General features: G+C 58.7%; 5 protein-coding genes and 2 pseudogenes. 4 read left to right on the top strand and 3 right to left on the bottom strand.

Annotated elements, in window-relative coordinates:
• Nucleotides 1-376 precede the first annotated feature (376 nt).
• The 3 genes and pseudogenes from AC3WJW_RS22140 to AC3WJW_RS22130 all read left to right on the top strand — a co-directional run.
• A pseudogene (locus AC3WJW_RS22140) lies at nt 377-832 on the top strand (hypothetical protein); the annotation flags it as partial.
• A gap of 99 nt (nt 833-931) precedes the next feature.
• Nucleotides 932-1,750, top strand: coding sequence for a diaminopimelate epimerase (dapF, locus tag AC3WJW_RS22135; protein ID WP_493727400.1), 819 nt, complete (start codon nt 932-934; stop codon nt 1,748-1,750).
• Nucleotides 1,751-2,216: 466 nt separating this feature from the next.
• Nucleotides 2,217-2,447, top strand: a pseudogene (locus AC3WJW_RS22130) (hypothetical protein); the annotation flags it as partial.
• Nucleotides 2,448-2,654: 207 nt separating this feature from the next.
• Here AC3WJW_RS22130 and AC3WJW_RS22125 read toward each other — a convergent pair.
• Nucleotides 2,655-3,614 (bottom strand): GlxA family transcriptional regulator, encoded by a 960-nt coding sequence (locus AC3WJW_RS22125; protein ID WP_493727399.1) that lies wholly within the window; start codon nt 3,612-3,614, stop codon nt 2,655-2,657.
• Between the two features lie 96 nt (nt 3,615-3,710).
• On the opposite strand from AC3WJW_RS22125, the gene AC3WJW_RS22120 reads away from it, so the two are divergent.
• Nucleotides 3,711-4,166, top strand: a complete 456-nt coding sequence (locus tag AC3WJW_RS22120) for a tautomerase (protein WP_493727398.1) — start codon at nt 3,711-3,713, stop codon at nt 4,164-4,166.
• Between the two features lie 61 nt (nt 4,167-4,227).
• Here AC3WJW_RS22120 and AC3WJW_RS22115 read toward each other — a convergent pair whose 3' ends face one another.
• Both AC3WJW_RS22115 and AC3WJW_RS22110 read right to left on the bottom strand, forming a co-directional pair.
• Nucleotides 4,228-5,721, bottom strand: a complete 1,494-nt coding sequence (locus AC3WJW_RS22115; RefSeq protein WP_493727397.1) for a DUF1254 domain-containing protein — start codon at nt 5,719-5,721, stop codon at nt 4,228-4,230.
• Nucleotides 5,722-5,769: 48 nt separating this feature from the next.
• Complete coding sequence (locus AC3WJW_RS22110) at nt 5,770-7,224, bottom strand: DUF1254 domain-containing protein (protein ID WP_493727396.1); 1,455 nt, start codon at nt 7,222-7,224, stop codon at nt 5,770-5,772.
• Between the last annotated feature and the right edge of the window lie 185 nt (nt 7,225-7,409).

Below are 7,409 nucleotides of genomic sequence, written 5' to 3'. Positions count from 1 at the left end.
TCAAAAGATCGCAGCCTTCGGCAGCTCCTACAGGGGAACGCGTGCACCACCAAACAACGAGGTCGAGCGTTAGCTCGTCTCGCGGTGCACGCCCCCTCGAGAGGCCGTGCGCGGCGGGTTCTGTAGGAGCGAGCTTGCTCCGGGCGGCGTTCCGACGAAAAACCTGAGAGCACCGCGGGGTGTCAGGCTCCCCCGCATCATCGTTGACCTCCATCGCGAGCAAGCTCGCTCCTACAGGTATCGGGTTCCCCGCAATTACGTGAACAACCAAAAAAAGCCCTGGAAAACATGCCCACGCTCTTGCAGGCCGTAGCAGGTTTAGCGCAAATGCCCTGAGCGACTGTATTGGGTCGGACAGCGACTGTACACCGGGCGCCTTTCAAAAAAGGATGCCTTGCTGGGCCGCCTGACTGACAACCAATTGCTTCTGGAACGTAGCTGCGCAGCGCTCAAGACCGTACAACTGTCCAGCCGGCGCGCGACCCCTGCGGCGGAATGGCTGCTGGACAACTTCTACCTGATCGAAAAAAACATCCGTACCGCCAGGACCCACCTGCCCGACGACTATAGCCGCGAGCTGCCGCGCCTGGCCGAAGGCCCTTCGGCAGGCCTGCCGCGGGTCTACGACATCGCCCTGGAAACCATCGCGCACGGCGATGCCCGGGTCGACGCGCCAAGCCTGAACTGTTTCATCGCCTCTTATCAGACCATCACGCCCCTGACCCTGGGCGAGCTATGGGCCATCCCGATCATGCTGCGCCTGGCGCTGATCGAGAATTTGCGGCGCGTGGCATCCCGGGTCATGGCCAACCGGGATGACCGCAACCTTGCGCTGATCAGGCTAGACTCATCCAACTTGACAAAGTGCTTCCAATAGAACTCGATCCCGTTAAACATCATCCATCTCATTCCCCATAGCCAGGACTTATTCATGCCCTTGCCTTTTCACAAGATGCACGCCAATGGCGATGACTTCGTCATTGTTGACGCTCGCAAGATGGCCAATCCGGTGACCAGTGCGCTCGCTCGTCGAATGGGTGATCGCTACCGGGGCATCGGGTTTAATCAACTGGCGGTGGTGCTTGATTGCGACGATGCCGATGCGCGACTGGAATTCTGGAATGCCGACGGCTCCACGCTGGATGTCTGTGGCAGCGCAACCCGGGGTGCCGCAGACCGATTGATGCGCGAGTCGAACGCGACTTCGATAGGGCTGCGAACCAGCCGCGGTCTTTTGACTTGCGAACGAATGTCCACTGGTGTCATTTCCGTCAGCATGGGAGAACCACGTTTCGGTTGGTTAGACATCCCCCTGACTCGTGAGTTGGCTACGGCTGCTCTGCCACTGGCGGGTGACCCGGCCGCTTGCAACATGGGAAATCCGCACTGCACCTACTTTGTGGAAGATCTGGCGGCGGTCGATGTGGCGACAATCGGGCCGGCCATAGAAACCGATCCCCTGTTTCCCCTCCGGACGAACGTGCATTTCGTACAGATCATCGACCGAACGCGCATTCGCCTGCGTATTTGGGAGCGCTGGGGTGGTATTCCGCTGGGTTCTGGCTCCTGCTGCTGTGGTGCCGTGGTCAATGGAATACGCCGTGGTCTGCTGGACCACTCCGTTGAAGTGGAATGTGATGGCGGAACCGTCACGGTTGAATGGGACGGTGTGGGACCGGTTGTTCTCATTGGGCCGGTAGAGTCGGTTTTCTCGGGAATCATCACCGACACTCAGCTACAGGTTGTGTAGCTGTAGGTATCGAGCAGTTCAATTCATGGGCGATTGAAGGCGTTGGTTACGGGCAGGTTTTGGCCGATTTCTGCATGTCGTGACGGACAGTAAGCGTCCTTAAGCGGATGCCACACGTCTCGCGAAGTCTTACTTCTATGGAGCTGCTCGATAGAGATACCACGATAAACGAGCTACCTACCTTACGGTAGATGTAGTTCAAGGATCGGATACGATGTATTTTGGCGACAGTAACAAAGGCCCCGGCGCAAGGGCTGGGCTTTCTGCATTAAAAATCACAGCTAACTCACCACAAATTTTCCCTTCAAAACCCCGATCGCCTCCTCCAAATTTCGAGCGATTTCTTGTTTTTTAACATCGGAAATTGGAACGACAGAGGTTGGCCTGCTCCAATTCGTTAACTCCGACATATACAAAAAAATCTGGCGGGTTGAGGGATCGCTGGCGGCACAAATTACACAGGGGAAATGCGGTGACCCAGCTGGGCGCCATGCTGCAGGTGCAGATCAAGAGCGCCGGCAGTGCCGATGAGGCGGCGAACAACCTGAAAAACTGGGTCGCGAAAATTGGCTCGGGGGAAACCGTTAAAGGCTATGCCGATGCCGGGATTGACTATCAGGGTTCGATGAACGCGGCCATTGGCAAGGGCCTGTCGATCTTTGAAGCCAGTTTCGAACTGGCACGCCGGTACGTGGAACTGGGAACAAGCAGCACTTGATGGGCTGTTTTAAGGTGACTGATTTCAACCCATAGCCGCCAGTCAGCAACGGCAGAGTTCGGCCAGTAGCGGACTATCAGTATCACATCATTAGCTGGCGTTGTTCAGCGACTGGTAAAGCAAACTGAACTGTCTGAGTCACACCCCAAATCGGACAATCGAAATGGATACTGTTCGTCGCACCGGTTAACGCAACTGCCGTGGTGTTGCGTTGAGCATTTTCTTCATCAGTCGCCGCAGGGAAGTGGCATCTCGGTACCCGACGCGTTCGGCGATGGTGTCCACGGAGTATTTGCTGTTGACCAGCAGCTCCCTGGCCTTATTGGCCTGGACCCGCTGGATCAGCCGCAACGGACTGTGGCCGGTGGCCTTGTGGATGTGTCGAGACAAGGTTCGCTCTGACAAGCCAAAGTCGGATGCCAGCGCCCTGACGCCGATGACCACCGGTAGCGAGGCTTCGATGTGAGCCGTCAATTGCGCGATCAATTCATTTCCCTGAGCCATCATGGCAGGAACCATGAAGGGCGATTGCAGTTGCCGACCATCTATCAGTAGCGTCCGTGCAACCGCATCGGCCAAAGCCGGGGAGAAACGGTTGCGCAGCAGCTGCAACATCAGATCGCTCTGACCTAACGCAGCGCCCGCAGTCACCAGCGGCGGGTCGAGGATCACCATTCGGTCTGCATCTACCTTGCAGTCCGGCGCCCACTGCTGGAGTAGAGGCGCCATCCACCAAGAGGTGGTCACGCAGCGTCCTGCGAGCAGGTTCGCCGCCTGCAACACGAACACCGCAGAGCACGACGCCGCGACCTGCCCTCCGGCCTGCACATGCGCGCGTAATGACGGAACCAGCAGAGCAATATCCGGCTGTTGCAGTCGTTGCTCGATCGTGAAGGCATCGGCCACGCCGATTCCGGGAATGATCCAGCAAGAGCGGTCATCCGGGCTGACTTCCAGGGGACGAACAGTAATTTTCAGGCCTTGGTCGAGCGTCACGCCAGTGCCGTTCACCCCACAGACCTGCCAGCGAGGTACAACTGTGCCCAGTCGCTGGGCGAGTGCCGCCGCGGTCGAAAGGATATCCAGGGTCAGTGCGACACTCGTGGCGAAGGCGCCAGGAAGTATCAGAATCGTGAAATCATTCATTGGCTGATTATGCCCGAAAGATGTCGAATCGGTCGCTGGTTGCAACGGTTCCGGGCAGGCTCAATGACGACTCCATTTCATTGAGCGTAAACCTGTATGCCAAACATCCTGATCAAGGTGCCTCAAGGTTCCTTTACTTGCGAACAACGGGCGCTGCTTTGCGAAGAGATGACGAAAGTGGCCATCTCGGTCGAGCAAATCGGCAACGATCCACGTCAACGCGGCCTGTGCTGGACACTTGTTGAGGAAGTGGCGCCAGGCGCCTGGACCTGTGGTGGAGTGGATGTCAGCGCTCAAGCCATTCCGTGCATCATTCAGGTCAAGGTCCCAGCCGGTGTGCTGAACGAGGCCATGAGAGGCGACTATGTGCAGCGGCTACATCAAGCGGTAAGCCGGTCGCGAGCACCGCAAGACCCACGAATCATCATGACTTCGATCATCCTTGATGAAGTCAACGATGGTGCCTGGGGAGCCAATGGAGCGATCTGGCATCTGCCCGATTTCATTCAGGCGGCCGGGTACCGACATCTGCAAGATCTGGCACAGCGGTAGACACTCCAAGCGTCAGCCGTTCGCCCTGCCCCGCTTTACAACGGGGCAAGGCAATTCATCGTTACTGTTTGATCAAATCACTGGGCTTCCAGCTCTGGTCGAAAAACGCTTGCTTGGGACCATACAAACGTACAATCACCAGGAAGCCTTTGCCCGGCACGGTACGTATCCAGTTCTTGCCCGTACCCGGTGATTCAGGGCCGAAGTAGATGTCGGTCGAGCCATCGCTGTTCTGCGCCGGTTTGTCCATCTGGTTGAGCGACGGGAACGGCTGGCCGTTGTCCAGGCCCGATGCCGTCAGGTTGTCGTAGGCCGTCACCGACCAGAACAACGCCGCCGGCACATTGGCGGGCAGGTTGAGCTTGTAGGTGTGGGCGCCGTCGAGGAACTTGCCGTCGGCATCGCGGGTGGTGGCGGGATACTTGGCGCCGGCGCCGACCATGTTCATCACCATGCCCGGGCTGTCCGAGTAGGCAGAGGTGAAGAACGCCACACGCTGCTCGAGGTTGGTGTACGTGCCGCTGGACTGGAACTCGGTGTTTTCCCCGGCGAAGGTATTCACGTACTGGCGATCCGTGTAGTACAGGCCGCCCGGCTCTTTCATCAGCAGATGACTGGTGACCACCTTGCTCATCTTGAACGCGGTGCGTGCCGCTTCATCCAGCAGCTTGCGCCGCTGTGCATCCGGGGCGAAGGCCTTGCCCTTTTCGATGCCGATGGTGTGCAGGAAGCCGCGCATGTCCATGTCCGCCGGGTCGACCGCTTCGGCTTCAATGAAGCGCGACAGCAGATCGAAGTACCGGCCGTCCTCGGGGAACAGCATGTTGATCGGTGCACCGGTGGCATCGGGGAACTGCATCGGCAGCGCCGAATCCTTCTTGCCCAGCGGATAGATCTTGGTGCGCTCGACCTCGGCCACCGGCACGCTCAGGTCTTTCGGATCCTTGAAGAAGGTGCGCCAGAACAGGAACACGTTGTTGGTGCGCGAGCGGTAGACGAAACCTTCGGTGGGCTCCGGGCCGGTGTAGCCAGGCGGCAGCAGCACATAGGTGCCGCCCTTGCCCTTGTCGGGGCCGGCCAGGCCGACGTCGCCGCGCCAGGTCTTGCCGTCAATGGTCGGACCGACAATCGGCCGCTGGAAGAAGTCGTCGAACATGCCCTGCACGCCGGGCGGTGCTTCGACCACCAACGGACCGTATTTCGCCAGGTCCAGATAGCTCATGGCGTAGACCAGGTCGGAGTTCGGCGTGGTCACCAAGGTCTTGGCGTTGATGCGTTTCTTCCAGGTCGGCAGGATGTTGTAGCCGGCGCCGAATTGTTTCTCCGACGCCTCCTTCATCGACCAGATGTTGATGGCCGGCAACGACCAGAGATACGACTGCACGGCGCGCTGGAAAATCAGCTCGTCGATCATGCTGCGTGCGGTGGCCTCGGTCGGGAAACCGTTTTCGAAGGGCAGGTTGGCCAGCTCTTCGTAACGCGTGGCGGCATCGGCGACGCCGCTCAGAGAGACCGCCACTGCCAGGGCGGTCAGGGTGTTACGCAAGCTGCTCATGGGATGTCCTTATGTGGCGCAGTTTGAAGATAAAACATGGCATGGTTTTCAGTTGAGCTTGACCACCGCCGGCGGCGTCCACTGGCCGTTCATCGCGGCGGCTTCAGGCCAATAGGCTCGTACGTAGAGGGAGAAGTCGGCGCCCTTGGGCGCGGGCAGCCAGTTGCTTTCCTTGTCGGCACCCGGGGATTCGCTCTGCACGTACAGCGTCAGCGAGCCGTCGGCATTGGGCTTGAGCGATTTGTTCTTGGTGCCGAGGGAATAACGGCCCAGCGGGTTATCCGCGAAGAAGTGCTGTTCGTTATACAAGGTCAGCGACCAGAAACCCTTGACCGGCGGCAAGGCATCTTTAGGGAAGGTCACGCTGTAGCGCTGGCCGCCATTGAGGCGCGTGCCGGACTGATCCAGGTCCTGGTAAAAGTACTTGGTCTCGACCTGCTTGTTGACGAAGATGTTCGAGCGGGCCACCGCCGTACGCAGGAAGTAGTCGGTGCCGAACGCTGCGCCGTTGTCGATGGTGCTCCAGTGATTGGGCAACTGCTTGCCATAGTTGCGGAACTGCAACAGCGGTTTGACCACCTCGGCATCAGACTTTTGCGCCTCGTCGATCATGGCCTTTTTCAGCTCCGGATCACGCTGGGCGATCTGTGCCAGTACCGACAATTGCGCATAGCGTGCTTCTTCGCCGGGCAATGGCTTGGCGTCCTTGAGGAGTGCCGGCAGTTCATCGAAGAATTTTTCCGGGAGCACCCAGCGGGTTTCTTCGGCACCGGCCGCTTCTGCCGGGAATTTCGGCGACTTGCTCCAGTCACGCTGCTTGAGTTTGCCGTCGTATTTGGACACCGGGTACATATCGATGCCGGACAGGTACGGCTGAATCGCCTTGCGATCCTCGGTCGTATCGTCCTGGAACACCCGTGGAATCACGAAACCGGTGTTGGTCTTTGCGCGGAAAACCTGGGTGATGCCCTCAGGCACCTTGCCGTTCCAGTCCGGGCCGACCAGCAGGTAGAAACCGGGTTTGGTGCCGTACATCTTGCCCAGTTCGGCAAAACTGTCGGAGCGCAGATCCACGACCTGATACACCCAGAACCGGTCGCCGAAATCCGGTACCTGCAAGACCACCGGTTCCAGATCCAGCGCGATGCTGCCGGCGCCGTAGACCACGTCCTGGTTCGGGCAGGCCACCAGGCGTTCACCCGGCGAGATGTAATCGGTGAGCATCGACAGATGATTGATCGGCGCCACGGGCACGATGCCGCCCATCAGGCCAGGCTGCGGCAGATCCTTGAACTTCAGCCGCCGGTTATAGATGTTGGCCATCGGCCAACCCCAGAAATAGGCTTCGCGCGCCATCATGCGCACATAGGTTTCGGTCACCTTCACATCGGCCTCGGGCCCGGACACCTGAGCCACTGGCTCACTCTGCGCCTGCACGGCAGTCGCGCCGAGCAACATCGCCGTTGCGAGCAGACCAAGGGTGAAAAGAGGAGTCTTTTTCATGAAGGCGCTTCCTTGCTTGGGAGTTTTCGTTAAACGTGTTTCTGGCAGTAAACACATCGGCAGAAAATTTAGCAGAGGAATCTGATTCGACAAAGAAAAGGCGTAAGACCAAGGGGCGCTTATTTCTTTTTTCGCCAGGTCAGCGTTATTTCTCGAAAGGCATCCATGGGTCGGATGCAGCCCTT

Source organism: Pseudomonas sp. GW821-FHT07G06, assembly GCF_058986625.1.
This window is presented reverse-complemented; position numbering and strand designations above follow the sequence as displayed.